This window comes from Faecalicatena fissicatena (genome assembly GCF_016900595.1).
Classification (GTDB): Bacteria; Bacillota; Clostridia; order Lachnospirales; family Lachnospiraceae; genus Claveliimonas; species Claveliimonas intestinigallinarum.
Genome location: NZ_JACLYY010000007.1, coordinates 1 through 16,422, shown reverse-complemented (window position 1 = coordinate 16,422; position 16,422 = coordinate 1). Strand labels below are relative to the sequence as shown.

The 16,422-nt window shown below is 50.0% G+C and carries 12 protein-coding genes, 7 tRNA genes and 1 pseudogene; 6 read left to right on the top strand and 14 right to left on the bottom strand.

Annotation, left to right across the window (positions count from 1 at the left end; translation table 11 throughout):
* Positions 1 to 15: 15 nt before the first annotated feature.
* Together H7U36_RS08395 and H7U36_RS08390 are read left to right on the top strand one after the other, a co-directional pair.
* The gene (locus H7U36_RS08395) at positions 16 to 948 is read left to right on the top strand and encodes an AEC family transporter (protein ID WP_033126313.1); all 933 of its coding nucleotides are present in this window, start codon (positions 16 to 18) and stop codon (positions 946 to 948) included.
* 46 nt (positions 949 to 994) lie between these two features.
* The gene (locus tag H7U36_RS08390; protein WP_033126312.1) at positions 995 to 2,623 is read left to right on the top strand and encodes a Na/Pi cotransporter family protein; all 1,629 of its coding nucleotides are present in this window, start codon (positions 995 to 997) and stop codon (positions 2,621 to 2,623) included.
* A gap of 111 nt (positions 2,624 to 2,734) precedes the next feature.
* Here the strand turns inward: H7U36_RS08390 and H7U36_RS08385 are convergent, their stop codons facing one another.
* Complete coding sequence (locus H7U36_RS08385) at positions 2,735 to 3,157, bottom strand: P-loop NTPase family protein (protein WP_033126311.1); 423 nt, start codon at positions 3,155 to 3,157, stop codon at positions 2,735 to 2,737.
* 431 nt (positions 3,158 to 3,588) lie between these two features.
* Positions 3,589 to 4,902, bottom strand: coding sequence for an IS30 family transposase (locus H7U36_RS08380; protein ID WP_205156006.1), 1,314 nt, complete (start codon positions 4,900 to 4,902; stop codon positions 3,589 to 3,591).
* Positions 4,903 to 5,138: 236 nt separating this feature from the next.
* On the opposite strand from H7U36_RS08380, the gene H7U36_RS08375 reads away from it, so the two are divergent.
* On the top strand, positions 5,139 to 5,717 hold the full coding sequence (locus H7U36_RS08375) for a DUF5104 domain-containing protein (protein WP_033124991.1): 579 nt from the start codon (positions 5,139 to 5,141) through the stop codon (positions 5,715 to 5,717).
* A 275-nt stretch (positions 5,718 to 5,992) separates the two neighbouring features.
* Here the strand turns inward: H7U36_RS08375 and H7U36_RS08370 are convergent.
* From H7U36_RS08370 to H7U36_RS08340, 7 genes and pseudogenes are all read right to left on the bottom strand, one after another.
* A tRNA-Leu gene (locus H7U36_RS08370) sits at positions 5,993 to 6,078 on the bottom strand.
* A 23-nt stretch (positions 6,079 to 6,101) separates the two neighbouring features.
* Positions 6,102 to 6,174: transfer RNA gene (locus H7U36_RS08365), tRNA-Val, on the bottom strand.
* Between the two features lie 103 nt (positions 6,175 to 6,277).
* Positions 6,278 to 6,351, bottom strand: a tRNA-Asp gene (locus tag H7U36_RS08360).
* A 62-nt stretch (positions 6,352 to 6,413) separates the two neighbouring features.
* Positions 6,414 to 6,487 (bottom strand) — tRNA-Ile (locus tag H7U36_RS08355).
* Positions 6,488 to 6,514: 27 nt separating this feature from the next.
* A tRNA-Thr gene (locus tag H7U36_RS08350) sits at positions 6,515 to 6,587 on the bottom strand.
* A gap of 34 nt (positions 6,588 to 6,621) precedes the next feature.
* Positions 6,622 to 6,693: transfer RNA gene (locus H7U36_RS08345), tRNA-Glu, on the bottom strand.
* Positions 6,694 to 6,809: 116 nt separating this feature from the next.
* Positions 6,810 to 7,256 (bottom strand): annotated as a pseudogene (locus tag H7U36_RS08340) (NAD(P)-dependent oxidoreductase); the annotation flags it as partial.
* An 89-nt stretch (positions 7,257 to 7,345) separates the two neighbouring features.
* Between H7U36_RS08340 and H7U36_RS08335 the strand changes: the two are divergent.
* The 3 genes from H7U36_RS08335 (at position 7,346) to H7U36_RS08325 (ending at position 10,158) form a co-directional block, all read left to right on the top strand.
* Positions 7,346 to 7,768, top strand: coding sequence for a PaaI family thioesterase (locus H7U36_RS08335; protein WP_033124946.1), 423 nt, complete (start codon positions 7,346 to 7,348; stop codon positions 7,766 to 7,768).
* A 75-nt stretch (positions 7,769 to 7,843) separates the two neighbouring features.
* Positions 7,844 to 8,935 carry a CdaR family transcriptional regulator gene (locus tag H7U36_RS08330; RefSeq protein ID WP_191493743.1) on the top strand — a complete coding sequence of 364 codons (1,092 nt, stop codon included), beginning with the start codon at positions 7,844 to 7,846 and terminating at the stop codon, positions 8,933 to 8,935.
* Positions 8,936 to 9,030: 95 nt separating this feature from the next.
* Positions 9,031 to 10,158 (top strand): glycerate kinase family protein, encoded by a 1,128-nt coding sequence (locus tag H7U36_RS08325; protein WP_138305029.1) that lies wholly within the window; start codon positions 9,031 to 9,033, stop codon positions 10,156 to 10,158.
* A gap of 22 nt (positions 10,159 to 10,180) precedes the next feature.
* Here the strand turns inward: H7U36_RS08325 and kynU are convergent, their stop codons facing one another.
* From kynU to H7U36_RS08300, 5 genes are all read right to left on the bottom strand, one after another.
* Positions 10,181 to 11,455, bottom strand: coding sequence for a kynureninase (kynU, locus tag H7U36_RS08320; protein ID WP_033124943.1), 1,275 nt, complete (start codon positions 11,453 to 11,455; stop codon positions 10,181 to 10,183).
* 2 nt (positions 11,456 to 11,457) lie between these two features.
* Positions 11,458 to 12,585, bottom strand: coding sequence for a YkvI family membrane protein (locus tag H7U36_RS08315; RefSeq protein WP_033124942.1), 1,128 nt, complete (start codon positions 12,583 to 12,585; stop codon positions 11,458 to 11,460).
* Between the two features lie 160 nt (positions 12,586 to 12,745).
* On the bottom strand, positions 12,746 to 14,101 hold the full coding sequence (locus tag H7U36_RS08310; RefSeq protein WP_033124941.1) for a helix-turn-helix domain-containing protein: 1,356 nt from the start codon (positions 14,099 to 14,101) through the stop codon (positions 12,746 to 12,748).
* A gap of 92 nt (positions 14,102 to 14,193) precedes the next feature.
* A complete protein-coding gene (locus H7U36_RS15410) occupies positions 14,194 to 16,110 on the bottom strand; it encodes a sensor domain-containing diguanylate cyclase (protein ID WP_191493742.1) in 1,917 nt (638 codons plus the stop codon).
* Positions 16,111 to 16,198: 88 nt separating this feature from the next.
* Positions 16,199 to 16,271: transfer RNA gene (locus H7U36_RS08300), tRNA-Asn, on the bottom strand.
* Between the last annotated feature and the right edge of the window lie 151 nt (positions 16,272 to 16,422).

The window sequence follows — 16,422 nt, the reverse complement described above, 5'->3', positions numbered from 1 at the left end:
GATGAAAGAGACACCATGGAGATAAGCATACTGCTGGCAGAGCAGATCGCAGTCCTGTTCCTCATGGGCCTGGTGGGCTTTCTGACAGTGAAATCAGGAAAATTTAAAGAGGAGGACAGCAGGATCATCTCCAACATGGTGGTGTATATCTGCTCCCCCTGTGTGGTCATCAACGCGTTTCAGATTGATTTTACATCAGATAAGCTGATGGGCTTCCTGCTGGCGGGGGCGGCCTGCATCCTTGTCCATATCATACTGATCGGAGGGGGGCGGCTCCTGGCGGGGCCTCTGCACTTTAACGGGATCGAGAAGGCGTCTGTGGAGTACAGCAACGCGGGCAACCTGATCGTTCCCCTTGTGTCCGCGGTGCTGGGAGAGCAGTGGGTCTTCTACACCACCGCGTACATTATCGTGCAGACGATCCTGATCTGGACTCACGGACAGTCCGTGATCTGCCAGGGACAGGAGAAGAACTGGAGGAAGATCCTCCTCAATCCGAACATCATAGCGATTGTCATCGGGTTTATCCTCTTTGCCACCGGTATTCGCCTTCCCTATATCGTTGGCGAGTGTGTCGGCGGTTTTGGGGACATGATCGGCCCGGCCAGCATGCTGGCGGTGGGCATGATCATCGGGAATGTGGACCTGGGATGGGTGTTCCGGCAGAAGAGGCCCTACTTTATCTGCTTTATACGCCTGGTCTTCTTTCCGGTCATAGCTATACTGATTTTTACCTTCAGCGGGGCAGTGAGCCTGCATCAGGATGCGGAGTACATCCTGATGGTAGTGCTCCTGGCCACAAGCGCGCCGGCGGCGGTCATGGTGACACAGCTGGCCCAGATCCACGGCAGGGACGCCCGATACGCCAGCGTGATCAATGTCATGTCCGTGATCTTCTGTATTGTTACGATGCCTCTGATGGTGCTTCTCTATGAGGCGCTCATCTGACAGGCTTTGTATAAAAATTTGAAAAAACAAAGGATGGAAAAAAGAAATGGGAATTACAGAGGTTTTGCAGCTGCTTGGGGGTCTTGCTCTCTTCCTGTACGGTATGCAGATGATGAGTACCGGCCTGGAGACGGCAGCGGGAAACAAAATGAAGACGATCCTGGAGAAGCTGACATCGAACCGTTTTAAGGGCGTCATTGCGGGAGCTATCATCACAGCGGTGATCCAGTCCTCCTCGGCGACCACGGTTATGGTAGTGGGATTTGTGAATTCAGGACTTATGACACTGAGACAGGCAGTGTGGGTAATCATGGGTGCCAACATCGGTACCACCATCACAGGACAGCTCATTGCGCTTGACGTGGGAGCTCTGGCGCCCTTCTTCGCCTTTGTCGGCGTTGCCTGTATCATGTTTGTGAAAAAGGAAAAGGTAAAGCATATCAGCGAGGTTATCGCGGGCTTTGGCGTTCTCTTTATCGGTATGGATATGATGGGAAATGCCATGGTGCCCCTCCAGAGCTCCGAGGTGTTCATCAACTTTATGACCACCTTCTCCAACCCGCTGGCAGGCATCGCCATGGGAGCTGTGTTCACAGCTATCATCCAGTCCTCCTCCGCCTCCGTCGGCATCCTGCAGGCGCTGGCGACAGCGGGACTGGTGCCCCTGCACAGTGCGGTATTCATCCTGTTTGGGCAGAATATCGGAACCTGTATCACGGCTGTGCTGGCCTCCATCGGAACGAGGACAAACGCGAAGCGGACCACCATCATCCACCTCATGTTCAACATTATCGGTACCACGATATTTACGATTATCTGTATCGTGACGCCCTTTGTTGACTTTATGGCCACCACAGCGCCGAACAACCCGGCGGCCCAGATTGCCAATGTGCACACCACCTTCAACGTAGTGACGACCCTGCTCCTCCTTCCATTTGGAACCTATATGGCCAGCCTGGCGGAGAAGATCCTGCCGGAGAGCGAGAAGGAGAAGGACGAGATCAAGCGGCTCAAGTACATTACGCCCTTTGAGACCAGCTACCAGGTAGGTCAGGCAGCCATTGTCCAGGCTCAGGTAGAGCAGGAGGTGGGCCGCATGACAGGCATGGTGCGCCAGAATATTGAGGACAGCTTTGAGTCCCTGCTGAAGGGGGATGTGAGCAAGAGTGAGGAGATCGATGAGAGGGAAGAGTACATTGACTATCTCAATGTGGAGATATCCAGGTACATTGTCCACGTCATGTCCTCCGAGTCGGCCAGCCAGGATCTGAAAAATATCAGCGGCTACTACACAGTGGTAGGCAACCTGGAGCGGATCGGCGACCACGCCATGAATATTGCCGGATATGCGGTAAACCTGAAAAAATGGGGGCAGACCTTCTCGGAGGATGCCTTGGGTGAGCTGAAGAAAATGCGGGATATGTGCCTGAAGACGCTGGATGATATCCAGAACTTTACAAACGGGCAGAAGGATCATATCCTTCAGAAGACGGCCCAGAATGAGCAGAAGATCGACGACATGAGAGACGATTACAGAGACAGGCAGGTGGCCCGTATGCAAAAGGGAACCTGCCAGGCGGATACCGGCATTATTTACTCCGAGATCCTCACCGACTTTGAGCGGATCGGCGATCACGCCCTCAATATCGCCCAGAAGTACAACGAGATCGCATAGGCGGCTGGTATAGAAAAGAAGATAAAAAGACAAAAAAGGAGCTTCGGTCCAGTTTTGAAAACTGTTCCGAAGCTCTTTTTTCCTTCGCTCAGAATAAATTCCCCGGCTTTGTTAGTTTAATACCTTGCAGTCGGTCAGATCCACATCTGAAAGCTGATTCTTGTCAGCGCTGATGCTCACATAGAAATCAATGCCGCACTGAGAGGAGATCTTTTTCAGACGATCCACAAACTTCGGCATATCCTCCGCCTTGATGTGGTCCCTTTTAAGGATGCCGTCGATGAAGATGCACTCCACATCGTGGTTGGCGCTGTACATGCCGTAGAGGAAGCCTATGTACTCGTCAATGTTCGTGATAGCCTCGTAATCGTCCATGCATACAACGCGGATGTCAAACGTCACGCTGCTTGTGTCGCGGTGGCTGTTTTTGATGAATACTACGTTGCCGTTGCATGCCTTTGCCTGCTGATTTGCAAGATCGATCATCTGCTGGGTCTTGCCGCTGCCTTTGGGTCCTGTCAATAAATTTACCATGGGAAACACTCCTTTTTTATGTATTTGACATACGTATTTTTCTTAACATTTATTATACATGAATTTAATCAGATACACAATATAAATATTTGTATAGATGACAGAGAAAAAATGAGGGTGTCCCAAAAGTCACGAAGTGACTGAAAGGACACCCGACTATAAAAAAGGAGAACGGTGCTGACTTGAAATTTTAAATTCCAGTGCAGAGTTAAATTCCACATGCCATTAAAAATTCATTGCTATTATAAGTTTTTTGATGCTGAAATCTTCAATAACTGTTATAATGAGATTGACTTCTCAAAGAAATTTCTGTTTTTGGGCATGGCAAACGGGCCACTGGAATTCTGTGTGCTAGACTAAATTCCACTGACCGTCTTTAAAAAATATGAAAAGTATACTTCCATTCCGACAGCAGATTTTTGAGATGGTTTTTAATGGTTAAAGCGGATCAGCTTAGGCGTCAGATTGACATGGTCAGGATCAATCGGCCTAAGCTGAAATGCGTTTAAGACTTCTTTTCCAAGTGTTTCCAATGCCATACTATACGGCGTCCTTCCGCCCAGACATTCTCTGGGAGTGGAATTGATATGGTTCACGATCAGGTTTACGTCCCATTGTGTAAGGAATTCAAAACTGGTTCCTTTTGGGAGGATCATCCGCAGCATCGTATGAGCCTGTTCCAGCCCGCCCTTCTGCCCGCTCTGCATGGGATCACAATAATAAATGCTGGAACGCTGTATTCCGGTCACGCCAGTTTCCAGAGCATCCGGGTCACCGAATTCGGAGCCGCGGTCCGTCAGAATGTATTCAAACACAGAGGCGAACTCGAAGGTGCCCATACGTTTTTCCAAACGATCAAAAATAAGACGGACAGCGCCTTTGGTGCAGCGGTTCATCAGGAATGCAAGAAAGAGCTTTTCTCTTGTAAAAAACATGGTCAACAGCGTTTCCTTTGACTCTCTCGAAGAATGGACAGTATCCATTTCAACGTGCGCTGTAAGATCCAGGGCGCAAAAATCGCTGTAAAGTCTGCCGGAAAAAACAGCTCTGTTCGTGATCTGTGTTTTGTGACATTTCCTTGGCTTAAAACGAACTTTCCGCTTCAGATCGACATTCCTTGCGGTGAAAAGTCCCTGATCAAGATAAGAATACATGGTGCGGACAGACATATCTAATTCCGGATGATTCGTCAGGATATGATAAGGCGACTGTCCTTGTTCAATTAACGGGGAAATGATCTTATCTTTTTGATGCAGCTCCCGTTTGGTCATGTTGATCCCGGCTCTGGAATCTCGAAGCTTTTCACGATATTTTCTGTCGGCAAATCGGGCATTATAGTTGTACTTATGGGCGATTGTACAGTGAGTGATCTTTTTATCACAGCCATTGCAGACATAAGGTGCCCGATCAAGCCTTGAGCAGCGCTCCTTTACAAAGTCTTTGCATGTTTGGTTACAAGTAGGGCAGGATGTACATTTAATGCCACACAGAACGATTTTTCCACAGGCATTGGTTTTCCTGCAATGATAGCGGTGAACACAGAAGTTTTTGGCATTATAAAATGTGCCTTTGTGATACCAGTCGGAAAGTCGGTGAGCCCTTACCTCTTTTGAGATAGTAGTTGGGTCCTTGCACAGGAATCTGGCAATATCCTTAAAGGATGTTCCCTTATTCAATTCATTTTCGATGTAAATACGGTCTTCAAGGGTAAGGTGTTTCTGATTACCTGGAATATATTTACTCATTGGTATTATTCCTCCTTCTACTGCTGTCAGAAGGAGAGATAAACATAGCACAGCTATATGAAAGAGTAAATACCAACTGTGCAGGAGTAAACTCTACACTTTATTAAAGGAGTGGAATTTAAAATTTCATTTTAGGGCGCCCGGCAGTTTCTCAAAAGGGCGGGACACCTCTCCCTTCTCTGTGATATAATGGGCACATATATAAACAGAAGGCACGACTGAAAGGAACTGTTCATATGAAAAAGGGGAAACACATCCGAAAATACATCCTGCCCTGCACACTCCTGTCCGCTTCCCTCTGCCTGAGCGGCTGTCAGGCGGTCGGCACAGCCGCAGACATGGTCCGCTCTGTTGTAGAGATTGCCACCGGCGCCAATCCCCGCGCCCACATGACCGGGACGGTCTTTGAAGACCAGATCCTGCCGGCTCTGGACGCAGGCGACAGAGAAGCATTTAAATCCATGTTCTGCGATGACACGGCCGCACTGCCTGATTTCGACGAAAAGGCAGACGAGTTCTTTACTTTCTATCAGGGCACATCCACAAGCGTGCAGTGCACGGCAGCATACGAAAGCGGCATGCTCTCGGAATATATGGAAAAAAATTACAACGTGCTCACGGATAAGGGGAGCTATTCTGTCAGTCTCTGCTTCACCCTGCTGGAAAATGAGGAAAAGGGTCTTGATGAGGGCCGTATCGGCCTGAACTCCATCCTAATCCTGACCAGCGACCTGGCCGATGAGGCGCAGTACACCCAGTGGCCCCCGGAGGATGGAATTTTTATCCTCTATGACATCGGGGACTGCCGGACGTAGGAAAAAGCTCTATAAGAAAACCACCGGCCGCTGCTTGGCTGATGGTATCCATAAATTCCAATATTTGCAAAAAATGAGAAGTTATTCGGCAGGCATCGCCTCTCCTGCATCTCTTTTGACCCAAAGGGTGCGTGGTTGCAACGAAATTTACCACCTCGAATAACTCCTCATTCATTGTATCTAAATTATACAGCAATTTGACAACGTACTGAAAGCAGTATATAGACAAGCATCGGAAGAAAAATAAAACCCTTGAAAAATCAAGGGTTTTTAAATGCCGCAGACCGGAATCGAACCGGTACGGGAGGTTAGTCCCGCAGGATTTTAAGTCCTGTGCGTCTGCCAGTTCCGCCACTGCGGCATATCTCATATGTATGAGATAAGTGGGACCTATAGGGCTCGAACCTATGACCCTCTGCTTGTAAGGCAGATGCTCTCCCAGCTGAGCTAAGATCCCAGATGAAACAACCGCGCTGCTAAGTTCGTGAAAAACCTCGCTAAGCCAGCAGGTTGCAGCTTAACACCAGCCTCGAAAAGACCTCGGCAAGTGCCTAAGCTAACGACCCAGAAGAGACTCGAACTCTCGACCTCCGCCGTGACAGGGCGGCGCTCTAACCAACTGAGCCACTGGGCCAAATTCTATTGTAATATATTCTGAGCACTCAGTGCCCTTATCCCAGGCACTTCTGTACTCGATGGACCTTCGGGGACTCGAACCCAGGACCGACCGGTTATGAGCCGGTTGCTCTAACCAACTGAGCTAAAGGTCCAAAATTATCAGTCCCTTAAAGGACTAAAGCCGATGATCGGACTCGAACCGATAACCTGCTGATTACAAATCAGCTGCTCTGCCAATTGAGCCACATCGGCGCACTTAACGCAAACCTTACCGTTGACGCGCTAATGACTCCGACGGGAATCGAACCCGTGTTACCGCCGTGAAAGGGCGATGTCTTAACCTCTTGACCACGGAGCCGTAAACAGTCACTTGTCAAAAATGCGCACAGCAATTCCTCAAGTGACCGTTTTATATGATAGCATACCATCCTGCTATTTGCAAGATTTTTTTTAATTTTTCGTCTCTTTTTTCATCTAGCCATTTACCACATTCTGAGGCTGTCCCTCCAGAAATGCTTTCAGGTTGGAGACTGCTATATCCATCAGACGCTGGCGGCTCTCCTTCGCTCCCCAGGACATATGGGGCGTTATGATACAGTTCTTTGCCTGAAGAAGCGGATTATCTCCCCGGATGGGCTCTGTGGAAACCACGTCCAGCCCGGCCGCATAGACCTTCCCGCTGTTCAGCGCGTCCGCCAGATCCTGCTCCTTCACAAGGGGCCCTCTGGAGTTGTTCAGAATGATGACGCCGTCCTTCATCTTCTCAATATTTTCTTTGCAGACGATTCCCTCCGTCCCAGGGAAGAGAGGACAGTGGAGCGCGATCACATCCGACCTGGCAAAGAGTTCCTCCTTGTCCACGTACTCTGCGATCTGCCTTCCGGCCTCATTGGGATATGCGTCGTTGGCCAGAACCCCCACAAATCCCGCGTTGACATTCCCCTGTATTGCGGTTATAACTAATTTAGATTAAAAAATATAAATTTTTCAATTCCAAAGGAGAGATGACCATGGATTATGAGAGACTCAGAGAGCTGCGGAACAGCACCAACCCCTTTGCCCGCCACTTGGGGCTGACCATCACAGCCATACGGGACGGTGAGGCGGAGGCAGAGCTTCCTGTCACATCCGACTACCTGAACCCGGGCGGCTCGGTTCACGGCGGATGCCTCTATACTCTGGCTGATGCCGTGGGCGGCGCCGCGGCCAGCTCCTGCGGCATGCATATCGCCACGGTGGACAGCAGCTTTCACTTTCTGCGGGCCGGTCTTCAGACCTCACGTCTAACCGGAAGGGCCCGGGCCATCAAGAGAGGAAAGCGTCTCCTCGTCTACGAGGTCACCGTATATGATGACCAGGACAGCCTGCTGGCCCAGGGTATTTTCACCTACATGCCATTAAGCAAACCCCTCTTCCCGGAAAATGCCGGTTAGAGCCTGTGAGCCGGCATTTCATATTTCACGGTAGGATATAGAAGTAAAACGCGGAGCAAAAAAGGAGTACACCATATGATCCACAAGAAGACTGCGCAGCAGATTGCGGACACCGTCAAGGAGGTCTGCGGCTACGACATCAATTTTATCAATGACAGAGGCCTTGTCATCGCCAGCACGGATCCGGCGCGGATCGGCACTGTCCACGAGGGCGGGAGGCAGGTCATCGCCCGTGGAGAGACTCTGGAGGTGGAGCAGGACGATCTCCTTCCCGGCACGAAGAAGGGTGTGAACATTCCCGTCTTTCGAGGCGGTGTTCTGGCCGCGGTCATCGGCATCAGCGGGGATCCGGAGAAGGTACGCGCCTTCGCCCACCTGGCGGAGCGGATCACTCTCCTCATCCTCCGGGAGCAGGAGATCGGCGCCAGAGCCCGCTCCCTGGCCGAGAAGAAAAATTATCTCCTGGACCTTCTTTTGGAGGAGGACAGACAGCGCTTTTCCGATGGCCTTCCCGAGCTTCTTGAGGAGCTGAAGCAGTTCCATATAGACCCGTCCTCCTCCAAGCGGATGCTGCTGCTCAGGCTGCGGTATCCGGAAAAGGAGAGCCTATCCGGCCTGGAAAGCAATGTAGCCCGGCTGCTGGACGAGATGCCCGGCTGTCTCTATGGCTATCAGTATCCCTCCTTATTCCGGGTCCTTATCAATGACAGGGATCTGGAGCTGTTCCGCGAAAAACTGAAGCAGTTCCACGCAGCCCACTCTTCTGCTCTCCTGGCGGGAGCCGGCTCCTCTGTCCCCCTTGAGGATCTGCCCCGCTCCCTGGCCACAGCCCGCATCGCGCTGGAGGCGCTTGGAAGCGGGGAGTCCTTTTCTCTCTTTGATGACCTGACACTGGAAGTCCTGCTGTCCGGTATCAGCCGGGAAAACCTGAAGCTCTTTCTGGAAAAGGTTCTGTCCGCCCTTTCCGGCGACGACCTGCGGCTCCTGGAAACCTATTTTGAGAAGGATCAGTCCCTTGCGGACACCTGCCAGGCTCTCTTTCTCCACAAAAATACGGTCCAATACCGGCTGAACCGAATCCACCGGCTCTGCGGCCTCAATCCCCGCAGGTTCCGGGACGCCGCTGTCCTCTATCTGGCCTTAAAGGCCAAGTATTGTTATATATAACATATTTTTTCTTTTTTTTGTCATAAATTCTATTTCTATAACAAAGGAAAGATGATAGACTAAGAATAACAGATCAGAATAAGGAGGAATTTCTAATGAAAGTTGTTGCTGCAATAGACTCGTTCAAGGGAAGCCTCTCTTCCATGGAGGCCGGGAACGCGGCCAAAGAAGGCATACTCCTGGCAAAGCCGGACGCGCAGATTGCCGTAAAGCCGCTGGCGGACGGAGGTGAAGGAACCACAGACGCCCTCATCGAGGGAATGAACGGAGAAAAGGTGGAAATGACTGCCACCGGTCCCCTTGGCAAGCCTGTGGACTGCTACTACGGCTACCTGCCTGACAGCCAGACCGCCATCATCGAGATGGCAGCCGCGGCCGGCATCACCCTTGTAACCGATGCGGAGAAAGACCCTCTGCGCGCTTCCACCTACGGCGTGGGGGAGATGATCCTGAACGCGGTGGAGAAAGGCTGCCGAAATTTTATCATTGGCATCGGCGGGAGCGCCACCAACGATGGAGGGATCGGCATGCTCAAGGCTCTGGGCTTCTCCTTTGCAGACGCGGACGGCAATGACCCCGGCGAGGGCGGACAGGCCCTGGCAAAGGTAGCCTCAGTCAAAACAGAAGGGCAAAATCCCCTCCTGAAGGAATGTCACTTCCGGATCGCCTGCGATGTGAACAACCCCCTCTGCGGCGAGAACGGCGCCACCTACATCTACGGCCCCCAGAAGGGTGTCACCGATGAGATGAAGGAATCCCTGGATCAGGGTATGGCTCACTATGCAAAGGCAGTCTCCCGGGATCTGGGATGCGACTACGCGGAGTATCCGGGCGCGGGAGCTGCCGGCGGACTCGGCTTTGCTTTCCTCTCCTTCCTGGGCGCGGAGCTCTCGCCGGGCATTGACCTGATCCTGAACGCTGTGGGACTGGAGGACGAGCTGGAGGGCGCGGACGTGGTCATCACCGGAGAGGGCCGTCTGGATCACCAGACAGCCATGGGCAAGGCCCCGGTTGGCGTGGCAAAGCTGGCCCACAAGCACGGCGCAAAGGTGATTGCCATTGCAGGCAGCGTCACAAGAGAGGCCACCGCCTGCAACGACGCCGGCATCGACGCCTTCTTCCCCGTTGTCCGGGGCGTCACCACACTGGAAGAAGCTATGAAACCAGAGAACGCAAAAGAAAATATCAGACAGACAATAAACCAGGTCTTCCGGCTTCTGTAAGCCGGAGGACCTGATCCTCGTTTTATGCTACTGTTCCACGCTTATTTTCAAAATTTTCGTATTCTTTCTTCTCCATGATGTCCACGATAATATCCACCATGTCATAAACCTCTGTGTAGGATATGTAAAGAGGAACCGGTGCAAGTCTGATCACATCCGGGAACCGGAAATCCGGGATCACTCCCCGGGCCTTCATAGCCGCATTAATGCGGATGGCATCCTCATGTACCAGAGCCACATGTCCGGTGCGCCTGTAGTCCTCCCTGTAATTTCCTACAGAAAATCCGTATTTTGCCAGCTTGGTGTCGATCAGATACATCAGATACTCTGTGATGTCGAGGGATTTCTCTCTCAAATTCTGAAGCCCCGCCTCCTGGATCATCTTCAGGCTGCCCTCCAGGGGCGCCATGGACAGAACAGGCTGTGTTCCCGTCTGCCAGCCTCCGGCATACTCCGCATGGTCAAAATACTGCTCCAGATTGAACTGGGTATCCTTTTTGTTGCCGTGCCAGCCCGCAAGTCCCGGCTCCATGCCAAAATGCTTCCTGTTGATATACAGTCCCGCGATCGCTCCCGGCCCGCCATTTAAGTATTTGTAGGTGCACCAGAGCGCAAAGTCCGGCTGGATCTCCTTGAAGTCATGGGGCACAGCTCCTATGGAGTGGCACAGGTCAAATCCTACATAGATCCCTCTCTCGTGAGCCGCATCCGCAATCTTCTTCATATCAATCAGCTGCGCGCTCCTGTAGAGGGCAGAGGGGAGAAGCACAAGACACACATCATCTGTCATGGCCTCGATCACATCGTCCTCATAGATATACTCACCATCGCGGCTCTTGACCACCTTCAGGCACTCCTCAGGGTCATAGCCATGCACCCGTATATTACTGTACACCGCATAGCGGTCTGTAGGAAAGTTCAGATCATCCATGATAATCTTATTTCTCTCCGGTGTGGGATGATAGAAAGTGGCAATGGCCTGATGCACGTTCATTGTTGTGCTCATGCAGATCGTCACCTCGTCCGGATCAGCGTTCACAAGTGGCGCGCACAGCTCTCCCAACTTATCCTGATAGAGAAAATATCCATACTGGCTCCAGATATCGATTCCTGCCTTCTTCCACGCATCCAGCGCCTCCATCAGGCTCGCCTCCGCATCCTTGCTGCAAAGTCCGAGGGAATTGCCGTCCATATAGATAATCCCTTCCTGTTTGTAGAAGCGCTCCTGAAATTTCTTCAATCCGTCCGCCGCATCCTTCTTCTGCGCAAACTCTCTTCCATCTTCATACGTTCTCATACTTATGCCCTCCTTTTTCCTATGACATCATTTTCATCAAAATCTTCATATTTTTTCTTCTTAATATATTTTGTGTAGATCATTCCCGCAAAAATGACAATTCCCGCATACCCGGAAATCGGGTAAATAATTCCGATCATAGTGGAAAACGAAAGCTGTCCGCCAAAGATACTAACAATAGCCGTCACGATCGCCGCCACCCGGTACGGTGTACTCTTTGAATCCGATGAGACCCTGTTACATACAGTATAAAGCATCGGCACTGCAGTTGTGTAAATGGCTCCGATCAGCAGGACAGAAAAGATAGTGCCAAACACCGGATGGATGGATGCCGCCACAAAAAGCGACGGAATCTCCAGATTGTACACATCTGCCAGATTGGCCAGCAGCCCGAAGTTCAGGATCATCACCGCGATCAGAAAAGCGCCGCCCCCGAAAAATCCTCCCAGAAGAGCATTTTTCTTGTTTGTCGCCGTAGACTTTCCTATATCCGCCAGGTACGGCACCACCCCTGTAACCGTGTAAGCCCCGTACATAAAACCGGATACTGCCCAGTTGTTAAATGTGTTTTTGACCTCCACATGCTTCAGAACCTCGTCCGCCTCCGCAATACCTGCCGGGTTGTTGATAATTGAAATCACTCCGATCACCATAGTCACCACAAGAAGCACAGGGGCTATGTATCCGACGATCTTGACGAGCTTGTTCAGCCCCAGAAGCACTGTGGCCAGTGAGGCGATGATCATAAACGCCCTCCCTATATTTCCGTTTACCCCGTAATACTCCTCAAAGGTCGATCCCGCTCCTGATATCATGGTAGAGTACACGAAGAAAAGCATGATGGGCGTAAACCACTCCATGACATAGCCCAGGTATTTTCCGAGATAGAAGTTAAACATCTTTCCGGAATTCTGAAGCTTCAGCTGTCTTCCGTCTTCTACGATCACTGTGACAAACCAGATATACAGGATCATTGCGATGATGCCAACACCAATACTGCCCAGGACCCCGTGGCCCGTGAAATACTGCATACATTCCTGTCCAGACGCAAAGCTGGAGCCGATCACGAATCCCATAAAAGCTCCGCCTATGGCAATAATCTGGGGAATACTGATTTTGTTGCCTTCCATGAGAAACCTCCTTTTTCATTTTATTTCCGTCCTTGTAATTTCACTATACACTTCAGGAAATTATCATTCAATTGAACCTTATTTTCATCATTTACCGTCAAATTTGCGCAAAAAATAAGAGGTTGAATTCAAATGGTTCAACCTCTTTCTCAGCATCCTTTTACAGGTACCTGCGCAGCTCTTCCGCTGTCAGCTCCACACAGTTAGGCTTCTGTTTTATATCGTCAAAATAATTCGCAAACATTTCTATCATCTGCGGATACATAGAGATATGATAGTTCTCATTAGGCTTTCTCTGGGAATTCTCAATCGTGACCGCATTTGTATCAATAAAAATGGAGGGCGGTTTTGGAAAATTCGTCCTCATGTTGGAGGTATCTTTCAAGACAAACAGCCGAAAATTCTCATTTTCCTCCAGACACCTTGCCAGGTAGTTGATATGTGCTTTCACCTGCTCCGGCTCCATCTGATGGGCTACATTGCCAAGGCTCAGTTCACCGGTCATGATATAGTCGCTGATCACGGAAGAGTACAGGATCAGATCCACGTGAGCCTTACAGGTGTATTTTTGAAACACACGCTTTAATTTCCGGAGATATTCCTGATAGCTTCTGTTTTCTGTCCCATGGATCAGCTCATCCATGACAGAGTCCGGCAGAAGCATAGCGGGTGCCTCGTTGAAAAACAGCCTCTGCCTCTCAGAAGAATAGGAATCCAGCTGAATATTTGTCTTTCTCAGATTTTCAGGAGACGCATAGGTCAGAAGCTTATCAGGCCTCTCCAGTATTTCCGCGCATATCTTTGCAAATTTTTCCGTAATCTCCCTGGCCGCGCTGTAGCAGGCAGCAAACTCATCCCCGGACATGTGGAGTATCTGGACATAGAACAGGTCTCCCACCATGAGCATCCTTGGCATGTCCCTCTCGCTCTGTATGATCGTAATCTCGGCCCGTTCAAATCCGGCCACCATGTTCAGTAGAGTCTCGCAGTAAAAGTGATAGTCCCCCACTGCCTCATCCATGTCCATACACATTTGAAGAGAAATGAAATGTATCCCCAGAGATGGGAGCTCGCGGATCAGCTCATAAAATCTATGTCCAAGAAGCTTCAGAACATCAAAGGTCGCACAGATTTCAATAGACTTTTCTCTGACCACGCCTGTCTGCCTGAAAATCTTCCTCATCAGATCAAAAAAAGCTCTTCTGTCGTCTACAAAAGCCAGACTCCCGGATAGTCCTGGCACATTCATATCCTGATAGGCAAGATCCTTCTCCCAGGCTGAGCGCAGACTGTCCGCGACTTCCTCCTCGGACAGATCAGCCCCTTCCCCATCGGCAAAGCATTTAGCCATCTTCCGGATAATGTCTTCGCCGTTTCTGCTGGAAGGCAGCTTCGCCCCATTGATCCATTTACTTATGGATGTAATATCATAGTTAATAAAAGCAGCAAGGTCCTTTTCCTTCAGTCCTGAACGCTTCAGATATTTTTTCAGGCTATCTCCAAAATTCTTTTCCACTCTACCACTCCACTCTTTTGTCCCACAAGCTACAAATATAACAGTTAGTCTATCATATATTTCATTTTGAAACAAGAAACGCAGTCAGCTGCCTACAGGCGACTCTTGCCCCTTCTGTCATTTACCGCTTGCTCATAGAATTTCTTTTTCTCTATATACATTTTCCTTTCCGCCGTCTTGATCAGGCCGTCTACAGCTCCGTTCTCCTCCCATGCGATTCCCACAGAGATATAGTACCCATCCTCTTTCAGAAATCCGATGAGCTCTTCAGCGAGCCTGCCGGAGACCTCCTCCGGTTGGTCAGGCACAAATACGACAAACTCATCTCCCCCTATCCTGTAGGCATACTCCTCGCCAAACCTGTCTCTTATTTTCCGGGATACAGTCTTAAGCATCATGTCGCCAGCCTCATGTCCTTTTGTGTTGTTCAGCTCATGCAGTCCATTGACATCAATATAGACGCATGCCAGAGAATGTTCATAGCACCCCTGTACTTTGGGCAGGTCTTCCTCATATTTGTTCCTGTTGTACAGTCCTGTCAGCGCATCCCTTTCTCCATACTCCCTGACAGCGTTAAGCGTATCCAGATTTTGACAGAACATACTGAAGCTGAATTTTACACTCTCCAGGAACGCGGTATCTGCCTTGTTTCTGTCCATATTACAGCCTATCAGGATACCGCAGATCCGCCCTTCCAGATCCTTCACTGGAACAGCGATGATGTTTTCCATCATACCCTGGCTGTTGCCAGGCAGCTTCCTTTCAATCTCCTCCGGGCTGTACGCGGCAAACTCATTGTTTCCCTGTCCAAAATATTCCAGCAGTCTGTAAATTTTTTCCTTTCTGGTACTCAAATCCTGGTCTGCCGCCCCTTCATCTCTTTGCCAGATAAACCGCTTTTCCTCCCGGGATCTTCCAACCATCCAAAAGCATACTCTCTCTGCCGACAGGATATGAGCGATCTTTTCCAGGGTCGTGGCAATATTCTCCTGCTTTTCATGAGCATTAAAAAGCAGGTTTTCTACATCATACATGTAGTTGATCGTCTCCAGCTTTCGCTGCTTCTCATCTGTCACACTGCGGAAATACCGGCTGATCCAGAGGAAATAGAGGATAAAGCAAATAATTTCAAATATAAAGGCATAATTCAGCGCGCCTTTGATCTCGTCCGCATTCTGAAACACAACATCTTCTGGCACGGACAGCGCAATCCGCCACTGATTGATATTCATAGGTTTGTAGCAGAAATACAGATACTCCCCAATAGACGCAGAAACAAAGACCACATACCCGTCTTTTCCATCAATCAGTCCCTGCTCCAGCTGTTTCTGGTCATATCCCGGCGCCATTTTACGCTCGCCCAGAGCCCATATATTTCCCGTCTCGCCGGGATGCCATGTATCGACCAGGAAATCCCCCGTCTCTCCATCAATAACATAAATAGCCGCATCTCCGTCATAAGGCTTGTTCGCAATACTGTCCGGCAGCGTACCCAGCTCTATCACACCATAGAGCATAGCAATCGTTTCATTGTCCTTCTTTACTGGCACATAATGCCTGACAATATACTCCTCGTCTCCAGTCAGATCCGTCTCCCGGTCTGAAATATGCTCTCCAAGGGAAGCCTCCTCTGAAAAGGAAAGCCTTCCCTCCGCGTCTATCCGTTGCCCTCCCTTTGTTATGACCGTGTTGTCCGGAAGCAGCATTTCCACTCTGGACATCATCCCAATTGTTGTATACGAATCCAGAAGGCTCCATAGCTCCTTTGAGCCCAGATCGTTATAGCTGGCTACAACTGCCGCGATCATTTCCAGCTCTTCCCTGTCGTTCTTCATATTGTACTCAATCTCGTCCGCAATACCGCCGGCTTCTTCATAGAGACGTTCAAAGCTCCGCTCCTCCTCCCTGTGATTGATCCAGGCACTTACGCCGCAGGAAACCGATATGATCAAGGCAATCAGTATAGCTGTCACGGTCATAGGTCTTCCCCAGTTTATCTTTTCTCTCACTTTCATCAGTTCACGTCCCTTGCTTCTTTCCTTGCGCCAATAGTAAAAAAGAGTCTCATATCACCTCAGTAATATAAGACTCTGTCAGCTCCCCCTGTTGGACTCGAACCAACGACAACTCGGTTAACAGCCGAGTGCTCTACCGACTGAGCTAAGGAGGAATATTTAATTGAGGTACATGTACCTTCAAAACCACATACAAGAAATCTTCCATCCATTCTCTCTACCCGAACCTCTTTGGTTATGCCCTCGACCGATTAGTAACAGTCAGCTCCATGTGTTACCACACTTCCACCTCTGCCCTATCTACCT

Coding starts and splice junctions, on each gene's coding strand:
- H7U36_RS08385 (WP_033126311.1), bottom strand. CDS start 3,157: ATGGTAAATTTATTGACAGGACCCAAAGGCAGCGGCAAGACCCAGCAG.
- H7U36_RS08380 (WP_205156006.1), bottom strand. CDS start 4,902: ATGAGTAAATATATTCCAGGTAATCAGAAACACCTTACCCTTGAAGAC.
- H7U36_RS08390 (WP_033126312.1), top strand. CDS start 995: ATGGGAATTACAGAGGTTTTGCAGCTGCTTGGGGGTCTTGCTCTCTTC.
- kynU (WP_033124943.1), bottom strand. CDS start 11,455: ATGAGAACGTATGAAGATGGAAGAGAGTTTGCGCAGAAGAAGGATGCG.
- H7U36_RS08315 (WP_033124942.1), bottom strand. CDS start 12,585: ATGGAAGGCAACAAAATCAGTATTCCCCAGATTATTGCCATAGGCGGA.
- H7U36_RS08335 (WP_033124946.1), top strand. CDS start 7,346: ATGGATTATGAGAGACTCAGAGAGCTGCGGAACAGCACCAACCCCTTT.
- H7U36_RS08395 (WP_033126313.1), top strand. CDS start 16: ATGGAGATAAGCATACTGCTGGCAGAGCAGATCGCAGTCCTGTTCCTC.
- H7U36_RS08375 (WP_033124991.1), top strand. CDS start 5,139: ATGAAAAAGGGGAAACACATCCGAAAATACATCCTGCCCTGCACACTC.
- H7U36_RS08330 (WP_191493743.1), top strand. CDS start 7,844: ATGATCCACAAGAAGACTGCGCAGCAGATTGCGGACACCGTCAAGGAG.
- H7U36_RS08325 (WP_138305029.1), top strand. CDS start 9,031: ATGAAAGTTGTTGCTGCAATAGACTCGTTCAAGGGAAGCCTCTCTTCC.